We start from the raw sequence: 16,873 nt of genomic DNA, 5'->3' as shown, positions 1-16,873 counted from the left end.
GCCCCGCGGCGTTCGAGGTCAGGGGGCGTCAGATGTGCTCCGGAGCCCGCCATTCAGGGCCATTCGCGCCGTCCCCCGGACGGCGGATCCATCCCTTCGGGGGCAGTAGCGGCGCGTTGGGCACCCTCCCCGCGCGACCCCAAATAGCGTCCAGTAGGGTTTGGTCCGCATAAACATCCAAACCCCTGCCTGCGTCAGGGCCGGCGACCGACCCGAACACGGCCGCGGCCGGCCGCGCGGGCCGAGACTCTCGGGAAGGCGCTACGTGAGTCCCTACGGCTCCGACCGCTCGCCGCGGCGCCCGATGCGGCGGAAGCTGCTGCAGGCGCTGACTGCGGGCGTGGTCCTGGCGACCGCCACTGGTTGCTCGTATACATGGAAAGACTTCCCCCGCCTCGGAATGCCGACTCCGGTAACCGAGGAGGCGCCGCGCATCCTCTCCCTGTGGCAGGGATCCTGGGCGGCCGCGCTCGTCACGGGCATCCTCGTATGGGGCCTGATCATCTGGAGCGTCATCTTCCACCGGCGCAGCCGGACGAAGATCGAGGTCCCCGCGCAGACCCGGTACAACATGCCCATCGAGGCGCTGTACACCGTGGTCCCGCTCATCATCGTCTCGGTGCTCTTCTACTTCACCGCTCGTGACGAGTCGAAGCTGCTCGCCCTCTCGAAGCCGACGCACACGATCAACGTGATCGGCTTCCAGTGGAGCTGGGGCTTCAACTACATCGAGGACGTCGACGGCGACCCGGCGACCCCGAAGGCGGGTGCGGTTCCCAAGGAGCTGGCCTCCATCCCGGACCGCTTCACCAAGGACTTCCCGGCGGGCGCCGAGGGCGTCTACCAGAAGGGCGTCCCCGGCGACCGGAACCCGCAGACGGGCAACCCGGGTCCGACCCTGGTTCTCCCCAAGGGCGAGAAGGTCCGTTTCATCCTGTCGTCGAACGACGTGATCCACTCCTTCTGGGTGGTCCCGTTCCTCTTCAAGCAGGACGTCATCCCGGGCCACACCAACGTCTTCGAGGTCACCCCGTCCCAAAACGGCACCTTCATGGGCAAGTGCGCCGAACTCTGCGGCGTTGACCACTCCCGGATGCTCTTCAACGTCAAGGTGGTCTCCCCCGAGGAGTACCGGGCGTACCTGAAGGACCTCGCGGAGAAGGGTCAGACCGGCTACCTCCCGGCCGGCATCAAGCAGACCGACCCGGCCCGGAATGCGGAAGTGAACAAACTGTGAGCATCCTCAACGAATCCCAGGGTGCCGCCGCCGACTCGTACGAGAACGAGCTGCCGGTACGGCGCAAGCAGCCGGGCAATGTGGTCGTGAAGTGGATGACCACGACCGACCACAAGACCATCGGCACGATGTACCTGGTCACGTCGTTCGTGTTCTTCATCATCGGCGGCCTGCTGGCGCTCTTCATGCGCGCCGAGCTGGCCCGTCCGGGCACGCAGATCATGTCGAACGAGCAGTTCAACCAGGCGTTCACCATGCATGGCACGATCATGCTGCTGATGTTCGCCACCCCGCTCTTCGCGGGCTTCGCCAACTGGATCATGCCGCTGCAGATCGGCGCGCCCGACGTGGCGTTCCCGCGGCTGAACATGTTCGCGTACTGGCTGTACCTCTTCGGCTCGACCATCGCGGTGGCCGGCTTCGTGACGCCGAACGGCGCCGCCGACTTCGGCTGGTTCGCCTACTCCCCGCTGTCGGACGCGGTCCGTTCGCCGGGCATCGGCGCCGACATGTGGATCATGGGTCTGGCCTTCTCCGGCTTCGGCACCATCCTCGGCTCGGTCAACTTCATCACCACGATCATCTGCATGCGCGCACCCGGCATGACGATGTTCCGCATGCCGATCTTCACCTGGAACGTGCTGCTGACCGGTGTTCTGGTCCTGCTCGCCTTCCCGGTGCTGGCCGCCGCGCTCTTCGCGCTGGAGGCGGACCGCAAGTTCGGTTCGCATGTGTTCGATGCCGCCAACGGTGGCGCATTGCTGTGGCAACACCTCTTCTGGTTCTTCGGGCACCCAGAGGTGTACATCATCGCCCTGCCGTTCTTCGGCATCGTCTCCGAGATCATCCCGGTCTTCAGCCGCAAGCCGATGTTCGGCTACATCGGCCTGATCGCCGCGACGATCGCGATCGCCGGCCTCTCGGTGACCGTGTGGGCCCACCACATGTACGTCACCGGTGGTGTGCTGTTGCCGTTCTTCTCCTTCATGACCTTCCTGATCGCGGTACCGACCGGTGTGAAGTTCTTCAACTGGATCGGCACCATGTGGAAGGGCTCGCTGTCCTTCGAGACCCCGATGCTCTGGACGATCGGCTTCCTGGTCACCTTCACCTTCGGTGGTCTGACCGGCGTCATCCTGGCTTCGCCCCCGATGGACTTCCACGTCTCCGACTCGTACTTCGTCGTCGCGCACTTCCACTACGTCGTCTTCGGCACCGTGGTGTTCGCGATGTTCGCCGGCTTCCACTTCTGGTGGCCGAAGTTCACGGGCAAGATGCTGGACGAGCGCCTCGGCAAGATGACGTTCTGGACGCTGTTCATCGGCTTCCACGGCACCTTCCTGGTGCAGCACTGGCTCGGTGCCGAGGGCATGCCGCGTCGTTACGCGGACTACCTCGCCGCCGACGGCTTCACCGCGCTGAACACGATCTCGACGATCAGCTCGTTCGTGCTCGGCCTGTCGATGCTGCCGTTCATGTACAACGTCTGGAAGACGGCCAAGTACGGCGAGAAGATCGAGGTCGACGACCCGTGGGGTTACGGCCGCTCGCTGGAGTGGGCGACGTCCTGCCCGCCGCCGCGGCACAACTTCCTCACCCTGCCGAGGATCCGTTCCGAATCCCCGGCGTTCGACCTGCACCACCCTGAGATCGCGGCCCTCGACCACCTCGAGGACCACAGCGTCGCCGCCAAGGCCGTCACTGGTGGCAAGGAGGCCGGCAAGTGAAGATCCAGGGCAAGATGTTCCTCTGGCTCTCCTTCTTCATCCTGATCATGGCCGTCGTGTACGGCGTGTGGTCGAAGGAGCCCGTCGGCACCACCGCGCTCTTCCTGGCCTTCGGCCTGAGCGTCATGATCGGCTACTACCTGGCCTTCACGGCCAAGCGTGTCGACGAGATGGCCCAGGACAACCTGGAGGCCGACGTCGCCGACGAGGCGGGCGAGCTGGGGTTCTTCTCCCCGCACAGCTGGCAGCCGCTCTCGCTGGCGATCGGTGGCGCCTTCGCCTTCATGGGCGTCATCTTCGGCTGGTGGCTCATGTACTTCTCCACTCCGCTGATCCTCATCGGTCTGTGGGGCTGGGTGTACGAGTACTACCGCGGTGAGAACCAGAACCAGTAGCAGCACCCTCGCGGCCTCGCCGCGCGGCACTTGGGGCCCGGGCACCTCTTTGGGAGGAGCCCGGGCCCCTCGTTTGCAGTCATCCCGCGCGCCGTAATTGTCATATCTTCATAGCGTTGGCTCCATGAAGCACTCACCGCGTCTTTGGACGGTACTCAGCTGCTCCCTGCTGGTCGCGTCCCTCGGGGCCGGCGCCACCGCATGCGGGTCCGGCGACAAGAACCCGCTGTCAGCCCGCCCGTACGACGCGGGCGAGCAGGTCGCCTTCAACCAGAGCGCCGGCAGGCGCCCCGTGGACCCCGACCGGCCCCTCGAGATCACCGCCAAGAACAGCGGCGGCCGGATCACCGACGTGCTGGCCGTGGACACCCACGGCCGTCGCCTCGCGGGCGAACTCAGCGCCAAGGGGGACCGCTGGCACAGCACGGTCCCGATGGCCGCAGGCGTCCGCTACACGGTCACCGTGAGCACCGAGGACGAGCGGGGCGCGCCCGGGCAGCGCACGCTCACCTTCGACACCACCCCGTCCAAGGGGATCCTCAAGGTGGAATTCGGCCCGGACGAGGGCAAGTACGGCGTCGGGCAGCCCATCACCGCCGAACTCAACGAGCCCGTCAAGGACAAGGCCGCCCGCGCGGTCGTGGAACGGGGCCTCCTGGTCGACGCCCCGCCCGGAGTCGAGGGCGCCTGGCACTGGGTGGACGACAAGACCCTCCACTACCGGCCCAAGGACTACTGGCCCGCCAACTCCGCCGTCTCCGTACGGAGCAACCTGGAGGGCGTCAGGATCACCGACGAGCTCCACGGGGCCGCGGCCAAGCCGCTGAAGCTGGAGATCGGGGACCGGGTCGAGGTCACCACCGACGCCTCCTCGCACTACCTGACGTTCAAGCGCAACGGAGAAGTGATCAACACCATTCCGGTGACCACCGGAAAGCCCGGCTTCTCCACCCGCAACGGCATCAAGGTGGTGCTGGGCAAGCAGTACTTCGTACAGATGCGCGGCGACACCGTCGGCATCGGCGGCAGCGAGTACTACAACCTGCCCGTCTACTACGCCACTCGCGTCACCTGGAGTGGTGAATACGTCCACGCCGCGCCGTGGTCCGTCGGCTCCCAGGGCTACGCGAACGTCAGCCACGGCTGCACGGGCATGAGCACCGGCAACGCCGCCTGGTTCTACGAGAACATCACCGAGGGCGACATCGTCCAGGTGATCAACAGCATCGGCGACGACATGGACATCTTCGGCAACGGCTTCGGCGACTGGAACATGGACTGGAAGGACTGGCGCCAGGGCAGCGCCCTCCTCAAGGGCACCCAGGAAGGCCGGAGCGCCGTCGACCAGGCCCGCCTGCGCCCCACCGTCTAGGTGCTCCGGAGGCCGTCTCCTCCCCCCGGACCCCGTCCGGGGGGAGAAACACCGGCTCAATCACTCGTACGGCCGTATGCGGGGCGCATGCGGCCCGGCGGGACGTATTAGGCGTCCAGGGACAGACGGGTCCTCAGGAGGCCCGCCAGGGCCTCCGCGAACTCCACCGGGTCGACCGGAAGGGTGACCGCGGCGTCGGCGCGGCTCCACGTGGCCAGCCAGGCGTCCTGGGGGCGCCCCATCAGCAGCAGCACCGGCGGACACCGGAAGATCTCGTCCTTGATCTGCCGGCACACCCCCATGCCCCCGGCCGGAACCGCCTCGCCGTCCAGCACGCACACGTCGATGCCGCCCGCGTCCAGCTCCGAGAGGACCGCCGGAAGCGTCGCGCACTCCAGGAACTCCACCGGCGGCAGATCCGCCGCCGGCCTGCGTCCTGCCGCCAGCCGCACCTGCTCCCGGGTGCCCGCGTCGTCGCTGTAGACCAGAACCCGCGCAGTCGCCCGCATTTCGTTCCTCCACGTGTGCCCGTGAATCACGTTGATGTTGCGCGGGATGCTACTCCTCCCGGTGGACGGCCAACATCGGTTCGCCGAGGGAAGCACGGGGCATCCCGCAGAGGTCATCTGATGGGCCGTTCGGGCCTTGCACACGCCCCTGACACTCCGAACGGCACCCCCCGGGGTGAGGGCGGGATAAGCGACCGACATAATGTCGGTCGTGGCGACAGCAACGACAGTAGATACCGGGCACGCGCACCCGACGGTCAACCGGCCGAACCTCGTCAGCGTCGGAACCATCATCTGGTTGAGTTCCGAGCTGATGTTCTTCGCGGCCCTCTTCGCGATGTACTTCACCCTGCGATCCGTGACAGGACCCGAGTACTGGACAGAGCAGGCCTCGGCCTTGAATCTGCCCTTCTCGGCGACGAACACGACGATCCTGGTGCTTTCCTCGCTCACCTGCCAGCTCGGCGTATTCGCAGCCGAGCGCGGTGACGTGAAGAAGCTCCGGACGTGGTTCATCATCACGTTCGTCATGGGTGCGATCTTCATTGGCGGCCAGGTGTTCGAGTACACCGAGCTGGTCAAGCACGAGGGCATGAGCCTCTCGTCCGGTCCGTACGGCTCGGTCTTCTACCTGACCACCGGTTTCCACGGTCTGCACGTGACGGGCGGTCTCATCGCCTTCCTGCTGGTCCTCGGCCGGACGTACGCGGCCAAGAGGTTCACCCACGAACAGGCCACGTCGGCCATCGTCGTGTCCTACTACTGGCACTTCGTCGACGTCGTCTGGATCGGCCTCTTCGCGACGATCTACCTGATCAAGTAGCGAACACGTCACCGGGCAAGACCCGGCACTCCATCCAGACACACCGACGCAGAAGATCCTGACACCGGGGTAATCCGTGAAAAAGCTCTCCGCACGACGACGCCATCCGCTGGCGGCGGTCGTCGTTCTACTCCTCGCGCTGGCGGCCACTGGGGGGCTGTACGCCGCCTTCGCCCCCGCGGGCAAGGCGCAGGCCGATGAAACCGCCCAGTCCCTCGCCATCGAGGAGGGCAAGAAGCTCTACGCCGTGGGTTGCGCAAGCTGCCACGGAACCGGCGGTCAGGGTTCCTCTGACGGCCCGAGCCTGGTCGGCGTCGGCTCCGCGGCCGTCGACTTCCAGGTGAGCACGGGCCGCATGCCCGCCCAGCAGCCCGGCGCCCAGGTGCCGAAGAAGCCCGTCATCTACGACCAGGCGCAGATCGACCAGCTGGCCGCGTACATCGCGTCGCTCGGCGCCGGTCCGATCACGCCGACCGAGAAGCAGTACGACCCGGCGGGTGCCGACATCGCCAACGGTGGTGAGCTGTTCCGCAACAACTGCGCGCAGTGCCACAACTTCACCGGCGAAGGCGGCGCGCTGACGAACGGCAAGTACGCCCCCAACCTTGAGGACGTCTCGCCGAAGCACATCTACGAGGCCATGCAGACCGGCCCGCAGAACATGCCCTCCTTCCCCGACAGCACCATGCCGGAGAAGCAGAAGAAGGACATCATCGCGTACCTCGAGAACGTCAACGGCGAGAAGTCGACCAGCCCCGGTGGCCTGAAGCTCGGTGGCCTCGGCCCCGTCTCCGAGGGTCTGTTCGGCTGGATCTTCGCCCTGGGTGCGCTGATCGCTGTCGCCGTCTGGGTCGCGGCCCACACCGCTAAGGCCAAGAAGTCATGAGTAACCAAGAGATTCCCGAAGAGAAGCACCTGCCGACCGAGCAGGGAGACGCCCACCACGGTGGCGTCGCGGTCGCGGACGACCCGTTCGCCGACCCGGGCCTGCCGGTCCACAAGCCCCGCATCCAGGACATCGACGAGCGGGCGGCGAAGCGCTCCGAGCGCACCGTCGCGATGCTCTTCACGCTGTCGATGCTGGCGACGATCGGCTTCATCGCGTCCTACGTGATCTTCCCGGTCGACAAGATCGTCTACATCTTCCCCATCGGGAAGATCAGCGCGCTCAACTTCTCCCTGGGCATGACCCTGGGCGTGGCCCTCTTCTGCATCGGCGCGGGCGCGGTCCACTGGGCCCGCACCCTGATGTCCGACGTCGAGGTCGCCGCCGAGCGCCACGAGATCGCCGCTCCGCCGGAGGTCAAGGCGCAGGTCCTGCAGGACTTCGCCGACGGCGCCAACGAGTCCGGCATCGGCCGGCGTCCCCTGATCCGCAACACGCTGCTCGGTGCGATGGCCATGGTGCCGCTCGCCGGTGTCATGCTGCTGCGCGACCTGGGCCCGCTGCCCGAGCAGAAGCTGCGCAAGACCCTGTGGGCCAAGGGCAAGCTGCTCATCAACGACAACACGAACGAGCCGCTGCGTCCCGAGGACGTGCTCGTCGGGTCGCTGACCTTCGCCAGGCCGGAAGGCCTGGAGGAGGAGCAGCACGACTTCCAGGTCCAGATCGCCAAGGCCGCCCTGATGATCGTCCGCATTCAGCCGGACGACATCAAGGACAAGAAGGAACTGGAGTGGTCCCACGACGGGATCGTGGCCTACTCCAAGATCTGCACCCACGTCGGCTGCCCGATCAGCCTGTACGAGCAGCAGACGCACCACGTGCTCTGCCCGTGCCACCAGTCCACCTTCGACCTTTCCGACGGCGCCCGTGTCATCTTCGGCCCGGCCGGTCACGCGCTTCCGCAGCTGCGGATCGGTGTGAATGACGAAGGCTTCCTCGAAGCGCTCGGCGACTTCGAAGAGCCCGTCGGTCCTGCATTCTGGGAGCGCGGATGAGCACTGCCTCTACCAAGTCACCGGCCGGCAAGGCGCGCAAGGCGCCCGCCGGCGAGCGAGTAGCCGACTGGGCGGACGGCCGCCTGGGCATCTACGGCCTAGCCAAGGCCAACATGCGCAAGATCTTCCCGGACCACTGGTCCTTCATGCTGGGTGAGATCTGCCTCTACAGCTTCATCATCATCATCCTCACGGGTGTGTACCTGACGCTGTTCTTCCACCCGAGCATGAACGAGGTCGTGTACCACGGCTCGTACGTGCCGATGCAGGGCGTCATGATGTCCGAGGCCTTCGCCTCGACGCTGGACATCAGCTTCGACGTCCGCGGTGGCCTGCTGATCCGCCAGATCCACCACTGGGCGGCGCTGATCTTCGTCGCGGCGATGATCGTGCACATGATGCGCGTCTTCTTCACCGGCGCGTTCCGCAAGCCCCGTGAGGTCAACTGGATCTTCGGCTTCCTGCTGCTGGTCCTCGGCATGTTCACCGGCTTCACCGGTTACTCGCTGCCGGACGACCTGCTCTCGGGTACCGGTGTCCGCTTCATGCAGGGCGCCATCCTGTCCGTCCCGGTCGTCGGCACGTACCTGTCGATGTTCCTGTTCGGCGGGGAGTTCCCGGGCGGCGACTTCGTCGCACGGTTCTACTCGGTGCACATCCTGCTGCTGCCCGGCATCATGATGGGCCTGCTCGTGGCCCACCTGATCCTGGTCTTCTACCACAAGCACACCCAGTTCGCGGGCCCCGGCAAGACGAACAACAACGTCGTCGGCATGCCGCTGCTGCCGGTCTACATGGCCAAGGCCGGAGGCTTCTTCTTCCTGGTCTTCGGTGTCATCTCGGCCGTCGCGGCCATCGCCACGATCAACCCGATCTGGGCGCTCGGCCCGTACCGCCCGGACCACGTGTCCACCGGTGCGCAGCCCGACTGGTACATGGGTATGCCGGAAGGCCTGATCCGGGCCATGCCCGGCTGGGAGATCAACCTGTGGGGCCACACGCTCGTCCTGGGCGTGTTCATCCCGCTGCTGCTCTTCCCGCTGGTCCTGGGCGCGATCGCCGTCTGGCCCTTCATCGAGTCCTGGGTCACCGGGGACAAGCGCGAGCACCACATCCTGGACCGCCCGCGCAACGTCCCGACCCGCACCGCCTTCGGTGTCGCCTGGATCGCGGAGTACATCGTGCTCCTGATCGGCGGTGGAAACGACATGTTCGCGCAGTACTTCCACCTCTCGATCAACTCGATCACCTGGTTCGTCCGGATCGGCTTCTTCGTCGTCCCGGTCCTCGCCTTCATCGTCACCAAGCGGATCTGCCTCGGCCTCCAGCGCCGGGACCACGACAAGGTGCTGCACGGTCGAGAGACCGGCATCATCAAGCGTCTGCCGCACGGTGAGTTCGTCGAGGTCCACGAGCCGCTGTCGCAGGGCAAGCTGCACACTCTCACCACGCACGAGCAGTACAAGCCGATCGAGATCGGCCCGACGGTCGACGAGAACGGTGTCGAGCGCAAGGTGAAGGCCACCGAGAAGCTGCGCGCGAAGCTCAGCAAGGGCTTCTACGGCGAGAACAACCAGATTCCGAAGCCCACGGTGGAGGAATACAAGGAGATCCAGTCCGGCCACGGCCACCACTGATCCCCGCATGAACGCATGAGGGACTGATTTCGGTCAGTCCTGGTGTCGCCACGGCGAGAGCCCCGTCCAGTGTCTGGACGGGGCTCTTTGCCGTAACCGGGGCTGGATAGGCTGAACCCGACCGATTCGACGTGGGCGGCAGAATATGGGGACGGCCCACCAACAGCAGGAGCGGACCATGAACGTTGCGACCCCGGCAGGCGGCGACAGCGTGGCGGCCCGTGGGTGGCCGGGCGTTCTCGACGCTCTGCTGACCGGCCAGGACCTGCGCGCCGAGGACACCGCCTGGGCGATGGACCGGATCATGCGCGGGGAGGCCACCGACGCCCAGATCGCCGGCTTCACCGTCGCGCTGCGGGCCAAGGGCGAGACGGTCGCGGAGATCAACGGCCTCGTACGGGCGATGTACGAGCACGCCAACCTGATCGAGGTCCCGGGCCGCACGGTCGACATCGTCGGCACCGGCGGCGACGGGGCCAAAACGGTGAACATCTCCACGATGTCCGCGATCGTGGTGGCCGGCACCGGCGCCAAGGTCGTCAAGCACGGCAACCGGGCCGCGTCCTCCGCCAGCGGCTCCTCGGACGTGCTGGAGAAGCTCGGGGTCAACCTCAACCTCAGCACCGCCCGGGTCGTCGAGGTCGCCGAGGAGGCGGGCATCACCTTCTGCTTCGCGGTGAAGTTCCACCCGGCCCTGCGCCACGTGGCGGCGGCCCGCAAGGAACTCGGCATCCGCACCACCTTCAACATCCTCGGCCCGCTGACGAACCCGGCCCGGGTGCGGGCCCAGGCCTCGGGCGTGGCCGACCCCCGGATGGCTCCGATCGTGGCGGGCGTCCTCGCCGAGCGGGGCTCCTCCGCGCTGGTCTTCCGCGGCGACGACGGCCTGGACGAACTGACCACGGCGTCGACCTCGCGGATCTGGTGGGTCCGCGACGGCAAGGTCACCGAGCAGACCTTCGACCCGCGCGACGTGGGCATCTCCCTGGTCGACGTCTCCGCGCTCGCCGGCGGGGACCCCTCCTACAACGCGGACGTGGCCCGCCGCCTGCTGGCCGGCGAGACCGGCCCGGTCCGTGACGCCGTGCTGCTGAACTCGGCGGCGGCCCTGGTGGCCCTGGACCCCGGCACGGGCACCCTGGAGGAGCAGATCGCGGCCGGCATCACCCGTGCGGCCGAATCGATCGACTCGGGTGCGGCGCGGGCCGCCCTGGAGCGCTGGGTGGCGGCCAGCAACGCGTAGCGGCGCCGGAACGGCGTGAAAGCGATGACCCCGTTCCACCATGCGGACCGGGGTCTTGCGTTCGCGTGATCTTGTGGCAGGATGCTGAACAGGTCACGAGTGACAGCGTTTAGGCCCCGGCTTGCTGTCCGGCAACCCTCCTTCCGTGGCGGGGTGCCCCGGGTGATGACCAGGTCGTAGGCAGCAAGGCCTACGGCAAGCGCGGATCCCTCGACACCAGGGGTCCTGGTCTCTCGAGGAGCGTTTTCCGTGAGCAAGCGAATGCGATAGGGCGACTCCGCCCCCACTTCACCCTCGGACCAGGGCTGCTTCCGTGCGGCCTCCTCACCTTCCGGGGATCTTCCCGTACCCACGTGCGTACGGGCACACCGAAGCCATTCAGCCCTGCCTGCCGGGAGATATCGCCATGTCCGCATCCCTGAACACCGCTGCCCCCGCCGTCGCCGCCGTCGCCACCGCCGTGGACCCCGCCTGTGCCGAGCCGCTCGCGGTCCTCGGCCGGGACGTCACCGTTCCCCTCGTCACCGGCGGCGAGGTCACCTACGCGGCCCTCGACTACGCGGCCAGCGCCCCCGCCCTGCAGCGCGTCTGGGACGACGTGGCCGCGTACGCCCCGTACTACGGCAGCGTGCACCGCGGCGCCGGGTACCTCTCGCAGCTCTCCACCGACCTCTTCGAGCAGAGCCGCGTCACCGTCGCCGAGTTCCTCGACTGCCGACCCACCGACCAGGTCGTCTTCACCCGGTCCACCACCGACTCGCTGAACCTGCTCGCCGCCGTACTCCCCGCCGACTGCCAGGTGTTCGTCTTCGAGACCGAACACCACGCCTCCCTGCTGCCGTGGGTGGACGCGCAGGTCACCTACCTCAACGCGCCGCGCACCCCGGCCGAGGCCGTCGCCACTCTGGAGCGGGCCCTCGCCGACCGCGACCCCTACGGTCCCGCCCTCGTCTGCGTCACCGGCGCCTCCAACGTCACCGGCGAGCTGTGGCCCGTCAAGGAACTCGCCGCCGCCGCGCACGCCCACGGCGCGCGCATCGTGCTGGACGCCGCTCAACTGGCCCCGCACCACCCCGTCTCCGTCCAGGAGCTCGACGTCGACTGGGTCGCCTTCTCCGGGCACAAGCTCTACGCGCCCTTCGGCTCGGGCGTGCTCGCCGGCCGCGCGGACTGGCTGCAGCAGGCCCAGCCGTACCTGGCCGGCGGCGGGGCCTCCCGCAAGGTCGCCCGGCGCGAGGACGGCGGCGTGGACGTCGAGTGGCACACCACGGCCGCCCGCCACGAGGCCGGCTCCCCGAACGTCATCGGCGTCTACTCCATCGCCTCGGCCTGCAAGGCCCTGACCGAGGCGGGCTTCGAGAACCTCGTCGCCCGCGAGCAGCACCTCGTCGCGAAGGTCCGCAGCGGCCTGGCGGAGGTCCCGGCGGTGCGGATCCTCTCCCTCTTCGGCGACGACGCCCCGCGGGTCGGCGTCATCTCCTTCGTGGTGGACGGCTGGAACAGCTCCCACTTCGCGGCGGCCCTGTCCGCGGAGTACGGGATCGGCGTCCGCGACGGCCTGTTCTGCGCCCACCCGCTGGTCCGCACCCTGCTCGGCAGCGAGCCGCAGGCCCAGGGCGAATGCGGTGCCCCGGAGGCAGCCCCGGGGGAGCGCTCCCTGAACGCGATCCGCGTCAGCTTCGGTGCGGGCACCCCCGACGAGCACGTGGACCGCTTCGTCCGCGCGGTGAAGGAACTCGTCGCGGACGGTGCGAAGTGGCAGTACCGCACGGAGGAAGGCCGCTGCGTCCCGGCCGTGTGACACCGTACGGATCATGAGCTACTGGGATCCGATACCGACCCTCCGCGCCTGCGTGGAGGGCCAGCCCCTGCCGGGCCTGGCCGAGTGGGTGCCCGTGTACGACACCCTCTTGTGGGACGCCTGGCCCGACGCGTGGTCGGACCGTAACTGGCGGAACGTGCCGGGGCCGTTCTACGGAGCCGTGACGGACACCTGCTGGGTGGGCCGCGAGGTCGCGCCGGACCACATCCTTTACGACGACGAGTCCGGCCAGGAGTTCGTCTACCGCCAGCCGCGCACGCCCGAGGAGACGTACCGGGTCATGGCCGCGGCCTGGCAGGACCCGATGGCCGGATTCGCGAGCGACGGGGACGAGCGGTGGACGCCGGAGCTGGTGCGGGAGTGGTGGCGGGACCGGGGCCGCGTCCGCGAGTGGGCCGTGGGCCTGGAGCGGAGCTGGTCGGTGTCGGCGCGGCCGGACGAACGCGAGGCGGCGGGCGGGGCCGGGGCGTACGTGGCGTACATCGACGACGGCCTGGAGGAGTACCTGCGCGGCTACGTCTTCCACCTGGCGGAAGGCCGCCCGGCGGGTCCGTCGGACCGCCTGCCGCGGCTCTGACCCTGCGGTGACCGTAGCGCGGGGCCGGTGCCCTGCGGGCGGGCTCGGCGGTGCCGGTCTGCTCGGGCCTGTCCCGGCCCGGGGGGCGCCTCAAGCGCCGGCGGGGCTGGGTGGTGTGGGGCGGTGCCCCGCACGAGAGTCTCCTCGGCCAATGCCCTGCGGCGCGGGCTGTCCCGGCCCGGGCCGCGCCTCAAGCGCCGGCGGGGCTGGGTGGTGTGGGGTGGTGCCCCGCACGAGAGTCTCCTCGGCTCGGCGCACGCGGGCCCGTCACGGACAGGCGGCCGCGGTCGCGCGCTCGTCCTCCGGGGACCCTCCTGCGTGTCCCCACCCCACGGCAGGACTCCGACCGTGCCAGCCGTCGGCGGAGGGGAGGGGGCGTGGCGGGGTGTCCCCGCAGGACGAGCGCGCAACCCAGGCCGCATAGTTCGACCACGGCCGTAGGCGCGAGCCGAGGAGATACCCCGGTGCGGCACCACGGACCGACCTGCGCCGAGCAGCCCGCACACCCCAGCCCCGCCGGCGATTGAGGCGCGGCCCGAGGCACGACGCGGCCGAGCCGCACACCGCAGGGCACACCGCCGAGCAGCCCGCAGGGTGCTACGCGTCCAGGCCGATCGCGAACGCCGCCTCCAGGTCGTGCTGCGAGTACGTGCGGAAGGCCACGTGCGTGTCCGTCGCCTCGACGCCCGGGATCTTGCTGATGCGGCCGGGGATGATGTCCGCCAGGTTCTCGTGGCGGGCCACGCGGACCAGCGCGATCAGGTCGTACGTCCCCGTGACGGAGTAGACCTCGCTGACGTTCTCGAGGGCGGCGATGGACTCGGCGATCTCGGGGATCCGGTCCACGCTGGTCTTGATGAGCACGATCGCGGTGATCACGGCTGGCTGTCTCCCTCGGTGGCCGTCGCTGGTCGCCTCACTCTAGTCGCACCCCGATAGCGGGCCCACGCGTACAGGAAGCCGAGGGAGAAGCCCACCAGATGGGCCAGATAGGCGACCCCCGGCCCGCTGCCGGCCCGCTGCGCCGCCACCCATTGCAGGGCGAACCAGAAGAGCAGCACCATCCACGCGGGGAACCGCAGCGGCAGGAAGAAGAGGAAGGGGAACAGGCTCGTCACCCTCGCCCGCGGGAGCAGGAAGAGGAAGGCGCCCAGTACGGCCGAGATGGCACCGGACGCACCGACCAGCGTCTGCGGGGACCCCGCGTTGGCCGCCGCGTACGCCGCCATCGCCAGGTAGCCCGTACAGAGGTAGAAGACGATGAAGGCCGGGCGGCCCATCCGTTCCTCCGCCATCGCGCCGAAGACGTGCAGGAAGAGCATGTTCCCGAGCAGGTGCAGCCAGCTGCCGTGGACGAACAATGCGGTCAGCGGGGTCAGCCAGGCGCGCGGGGTGCCCGTGAAGAGCTCGTCCGGGACGACGCCCCAGCGCCGGAAGTACGCGGCCCCGGCGGACAGCAGCTCGTCGCCCGTCCCGTAGACCGGATTGAGTCCCGAGGCCGGACCGAGGACGAACACCACGGCGCAGCCCGCCATCAGCGCATGGGTGACCACCGGTCCCCGGGCGGCCTCGCGAACGGCCCGCCACCTTACGATCATGTGACAGAGCATGACGCAAGGGGACCCACCTGAAGCGGTGGCAGGCCGTAGGGTTACGAGCTGCGGTCCGCAGGACGACGCATACGGCGGCGCGGGCAGCTTTAATTGAATCAGCTACGAAGGAGAGAGCGGCCTGATGACGGTTCCCCTGCCGACCGACACCACCCGGTGGCGCTGCACCCTGTGCGGCAACCTCACGCGCTTCGACGTCACCCGATCGTCGAAGGTCGTGGAGTACGTCCACCTGGACCTCGCCGGGGAGCCCAAGGTCGAGGAACGCGAGGTGGTCAATGAGACCATCGAGTCGGTCCGCTGCCGCTGGTGCAACGCGGTGGACCAGATCGAGCTCGTGGACAGGCCGGGCGCGGACTCCTGACGGAGGCGCACCCACAGGAAGATCACGGTAGGGGTGACGGATTGTGGAGCCAGCAAGCGGCGCTGAGCCGGCCGACGCGGCCGGCGACGCCGCCGAGGCGCTCGACCACCCGCTGCCGGAAGGCGTGCGGCGCCGGGTCGTCGCGCTCGTCTCGGACGCCTTCGGCGGACTGACGGTCGCGGACCTCCCGGCGCAGCTGCGCCAGTATGCCCGGTTCACCCCGACCCGGCGCGCCAAGTTCGCGGGCAACGCCATGGCCGCGGCGGTCGAGTCCGACGCCGTGTTCCGGAGCAGGGTCGCGGACAAGGTGCGCGAGGCGCAGGCCGATCTGGCCGCCGCGCTGGAGGCGGGCGCGCCGCCGGCGGCCGCGGATCCGCTGGACGTCGCGGCCGCCGCCTTCGTCCTGCGGCCGGCCGGCTGGGTCAAGCTGGTGGCCGCCGCGGGCGAGGAGGCGCAGCGCGCCGACGCCGAGCGGGTCGGCGAAGAGACCCGGCGCGAGCTGGAGCGCCTGCGCGAGGAGCTGGCCCACGTACGGGAACTGCAGCGCACGGGCGGCGATCAGGTGCGGGCCGAGCTGGACGCGGCCCGCAAGGAAGCGGAATCGCTTCAGCGCAAGCTGCGCAGCGCCCTGAGCGACGTCAAGCGGGGTGAAGCGGCCCTGCGCAAGGTGAATGCGGAGATCGACGGGATCCGCGGCGACGCGGCCGCCCGGGTGGCCGCCGCCGAGAGCGAGTCCCGTCGGGTCAAGTCGCGTCTCGCGGAGGTGGAGACGGCGCTGGAGACCTCGCGCCGGGCCACGCGCGAGGGGCGCAGCATCGAGGACATGCGGCTGCGGCTGCTGCTGGACACCGTGCTGGACGCGGCCCAGGGGCTGCGCCGGGAGCTCGCCCTGCCGCCCCTGTCGACGCGGCCGGCGGACACCGTGGAGGCGGTGGAGCCGGGCCGGATGACGCCGAAGGACATCGCGGCGCGGGCCCTGTCGGAGACGGATCCGGCGTTGCTGGACCAGCTGTTGGCGTTGCCCCAGGCCCATCTGGTGGTCGACGGCTACAACGTGACGAAGACCGGCTATCCGACGATGCCGCTGGAGAAGCAGCGGCTGCGGCTGCTGGGCGGGCTGTCGATGCTGGCCGCGCAGACGGGCGCGGAGATGACCTGTGTCTTCGACGGGGCGGAGCTGGCGGCCCCGGTGCTGCTCGCGCCGCCGCGCGGGGTGCGGGTGCTGTTCTCCAAGGCCGGGGTGACGGCGGACGAGCTGATCCGCCAGCTGGTGCGTGCGGAGCCGCCCGGCCGGCCGGTGGTCGTGGTCTCCACGGACCGGGAGGTCGCCGACGGGGTGGCCAAGGCGGGAGCGAGGCCCGTAACGTCCGCTTTGTTGCTGAAGCGGCTTTCGCGCGTTTCCTAACTCCCGTGCCGAATGCCGGAATTGATGGGTCCTGTGGAGGACGCACCGTCAAGTGCCCTGCACAGAGCGTGCGCTGTAGGTAAAGAACCTGGTGAGGGACCGAATTTTTTCCCGGCAGGATTTGAACTGATCACAGATGGGTCACTAGGGTCTGGTCAAACCTTCGTGCGGTAGATCACTCATTCGGAGTGGCGGCGAAGGTGCTGCCGAG

16 protein-coding genes and 1 riboswitch are annotated in these 16,873 nt (G+C 68.7%); of the genes, 13 read left to right on the top strand and 3 right to left on the bottom strand.

What is annotated here, in order from left to right:
* The first annotated feature begins 265 nt into the window (after positions 1-265).
* From coxB to OG753_RS13945, 4 genes are all read left to right on the top strand, one after another.
* Positions 266-1,237: a cytochrome c oxidase subunit II gene (coxB, locus tag OG753_RS13960; RefSeq protein ID WP_327262117.1), complete on the top strand. Its 972-nt coding sequence runs from the start codon at positions 266-268 to the stop codon at positions 1,235-1,237.
* The gene (gene ctaD, locus OG753_RS13955) at positions 1,234-2,964 is read left to right on the top strand and encodes a cytochrome c oxidase subunit I (protein ID WP_327262116.1); all 1,731 of its coding nucleotides are present in this window, start codon (positions 1,234-1,236) and stop codon (positions 2,962-2,964) included. Before coxB ends, ctaD begins: the two co-directional genes overlap by 4 nt.
* Positions 2,961-3,359, top strand: coding sequence for a cytochrome c oxidase subunit 4 (locus OG753_RS13950; RefSeq protein ID WP_327262115.1), 399 nt, complete (start codon positions 2,961-2,963; stop codon positions 3,357-3,359). Before ctaD ends, OG753_RS13950 begins: the two co-directional genes overlap by 4 nt.
* A 124-nt stretch (positions 3,360-3,483) precedes the next feature.
* On the top strand, positions 3,484-4,731 hold the full coding sequence (locus OG753_RS13945; protein WP_327262114.1) for an Ig-like domain-containing protein: 1,248 nt from the start codon (positions 3,484-3,486) through the stop codon (positions 4,729-4,731).
* 107 nt (positions 4,732-4,838) lie between these two features.
* Here OG753_RS13945 and OG753_RS13940 read toward each other — a convergent pair whose 3' ends face one another.
* Positions 4,839-5,240 (bottom strand): hypothetical protein, encoded by a 402-nt coding sequence (locus tag OG753_RS13940; protein WP_327262113.1) that lies wholly within the window; start codon positions 5,238-5,240, stop codon positions 4,839-4,841.
* Between the two features lie 202 nt (positions 5,241-5,442).
* Here OG753_RS13940 and OG753_RS13935 point away from each other — a divergent pair, with 202 nt between their 5' ends.
* The 7 genes from OG753_RS13935 (at position 5,443) to OG753_RS13905 (ending at position 13,283) form a co-directional block, all read left to right on the top strand.
* Positions 5,443-6,063: a heme-copper oxidase subunit III gene (locus OG753_RS13935; RefSeq protein ID WP_030036314.1), complete on the top strand. Its 621-nt coding sequence runs from the start codon at positions 5,443-5,445 to the stop codon at positions 6,061-6,063.
* A 76-nt stretch (positions 6,064-6,139) separates the two neighbouring features.
* Complete coding sequence (locus OG753_RS13930) at positions 6,140-6,949, top strand: c-type cytochrome (RefSeq protein ID WP_327262112.1); 810 nt, start codon at positions 6,140-6,142, stop codon at positions 6,947-6,949.
* On the top strand, positions 6,946-8,004 hold the full coding sequence (locus OG753_RS13925) for a Rieske 2Fe-2S domain-containing protein (protein WP_327262111.1): 1,059 nt from the start codon (positions 6,946-6,948) through the stop codon (positions 8,002-8,004). Before OG753_RS13930 ends, OG753_RS13925 begins: the two co-directional genes overlap by 4 nt.
* Positions 8,001-9,641: a ubiquinol-cytochrome c reductase cytochrome b subunit gene (locus OG753_RS13920; RefSeq protein WP_327262110.1), complete on the top strand. Its 1,641-nt coding sequence runs from the start codon at positions 8,001-8,003 to the stop codon at positions 9,639-9,641. Before OG753_RS13925 ends, OG753_RS13920 begins: the two co-directional genes overlap by 4 nt.
* A 178-nt stretch (positions 9,642-9,819) precedes the next feature.
* Entirely contained in the window at positions 9,820-10,884 is a 1,065-nt protein-coding gene (gene trpD, locus OG753_RS13915; protein ID WP_327262109.1) for an anthranilate phosphoribosyltransferase, read from the top strand.
* A gap of 91 nt (positions 10,885-10,975) precedes the next feature.
* Positions 10,976-11,092, top strand: a riboswitch (SAM riboswitch).
* Positions 11,093-11,290: 198 nt separating this feature from the next.
* Entirely contained in the window at positions 11,291-12,685 is a 1,395-nt protein-coding gene (locus OG753_RS13910) for an aminotransferase class V-fold PLP-dependent enzyme (RefSeq protein ID WP_405788614.1), read from the top strand.
* 13 nt (positions 12,686-12,698) lie between these two features.
* On the top strand, positions 12,699-13,283 hold the full coding sequence (locus OG753_RS13905; RefSeq protein WP_405788613.1) for a ferredoxin: 585 nt from the start codon (positions 12,699-12,701) through the stop codon (positions 13,281-13,283).
* A 597-nt stretch (positions 13,284-13,880) separates the two neighbouring features.
* Here OG753_RS13905 and OG753_RS13900 read toward each other — a convergent pair.
* Both OG753_RS13900 and OG753_RS13895 read right to left on the bottom strand, forming a co-directional pair.
* Positions 13,881-14,162 (bottom strand): Lrp/AsnC family transcriptional regulator, encoded by a 282-nt coding sequence (locus OG753_RS13900; RefSeq protein ID WP_030013053.1) that lies wholly within the window; start codon positions 14,160-14,162, stop codon positions 13,881-13,883.
* The gene (locus tag OG753_RS13895) at positions 14,159-14,881 is read right to left on the bottom strand and encodes a rhomboid family intramembrane serine protease (protein ID WP_405788611.1); all 723 of its coding nucleotides are present in this window, start codon (positions 14,879-14,881) and stop codon (positions 14,159-14,161) included. The genes OG753_RS13900 and OG753_RS13895 overlap by 4 nt, the downstream gene beginning before the upstream one ends.
* Positions 14,882-15,017: 136 nt before the next feature.
* Here OG753_RS13895 and OG753_RS13890 point away from each other — a divergent pair, with 136 nt between their 5' ends.
* Together OG753_RS13890 and OG753_RS13885 are read left to right on the top strand one after the other, a co-directional pair.
* Entirely contained in the window at positions 15,018-15,257 is a 240-nt protein-coding gene (locus OG753_RS13890) for a hypothetical protein (RefSeq protein WP_008738811.1), read from the top strand.
* Positions 15,258-15,297: 40 nt separating this feature from the next.
* Entirely contained in the window at positions 15,298-16,662 is a 1,365-nt protein-coding gene (locus tag OG753_RS13885) for an NYN domain-containing protein (RefSeq protein ID WP_327266748.1), read from the top strand.
* Positions 16,663-16,873: the final 211 nt, after the last annotated feature.

This window comes from Streptomyces sp. NBC_00029 (assembly GCF_045160505.1).
Lineage (GTDB): Bacteria > Actinomycetota > Actinomycetes > Streptomycetales > Streptomycetaceae > Streptomyces.
The sequence above is the reverse complement of the archived record's forward strand: the minus strand, read 5'-3'. Positions and strand labels throughout refer to the sequence as shown.